This is a genomic window from Bartonella sp. MR110HLJHH, assembly GCF_042194225.1.
Lineage (GTDB): Bacteria > Pseudomonadota > Alphaproteobacteria > Rhizobiales > Rhizobiaceae > Bartonella > Bartonella grahamii.
The window spans coordinates 389-1,430 of the sequence record NZ_JBHIMQ010000053.1; the positions used below are offsets into that span (position 1 = coordinate 389).

1 protein-coding gene is annotated in these 1,042 nt (G+C 31.1%); it reads right to left on the bottom strand.

Annotated elements, in window-relative coordinates:
- Positions 1–108 precede the first annotated feature (108 nt).
- Positions 109–762 (bottom strand): recombinase family protein, encoded by a 654-nt coding sequence (locus ACFIKB_RS09205; protein ID WP_375653451.1) that lies wholly within the window; start codon positions 760–762, stop codon positions 109–111.
- Positions 763–1,042 lie beyond the last annotated feature (280 nt).

Genomic DNA, 1,042 nt, shown 5'->3' on the forward strand with positions numbered 1-1,042 from the left:
TTTACTAAATAAATATTATTTATTTAGTACGTATTTTGTACGTAAATAATAAACATACTTCAATGCATCACGTCATGGAAAAGAACTATCAACTTGGCGCAGTTTATCTTAATTTTCCAATGTTCTTGGCATGGTAATGATAGGCTTTATTTTCGTAAGCTTGATATTTTTACGTTCAATAAATAAACGTAAGGTGTTCACACTAACTCCTAATGTCTTAGCAATACGGCTCTGTGATAAACCAACATTTATAAATGCTTGAATTTCATCAATGTGATTGTCCAGCTTTAATTGCGTAGCTTTACTTCCTTTTGGCCGGCCAAGTTTTATTCCTCGTTGACGAGCAACATTTAAGGCTTCTTTTGTGCGTGTTTGAATTAAATGCCGTTCAATTTGTGATACCATACCCAATACGTTTGCAATGATATCGCTTTGTAAACTTCCATCCATGATAAGGTTTTGTTTCGTTATATGCACAATTAAACCACGTTCACTAGCTGCTTTAAGAATTTCTAAAACAGCAAGAGAAGAACCAGCTATACGAGAAAACTCCGGTGTGAGTAAAACATCACCACATTCCGCTTTTTCAATTAAAGCACTAAGTTTACGCTTACGCCAATCTTTTCCTCTACTTGCAATTTCTTCCTCAATATGAAGTGGTGCAAAGCCATTTTTATTAGCATATTCTAACAATCCAAATTTTTGATTTTCTGTATCTTGTCCATCACGAGAAACACGTAAATAAGCATAAAATTTTGGCATTTTCAGTAAAAAGGTTATTTTAAATTAAAACTGATATATTATTGCATAGAAAAAATAGGAATTAAATATACAATTTTCGTTCATAAAAAATGATCGTTTTTTCTGATAGGATATTACTCAGTATATTAAAAATATCATCGTTTAAAACCAGAAAGATAAGCAATAAAATTAAATTTTTAAATGTTGAGAACGCTGTTGAATAATATTAATGATTGCATCAAAAACTTCAGAACGCAAACCTTCACCCTCGAGTTCTTTCTTTAATTTTATTGCTTTATCA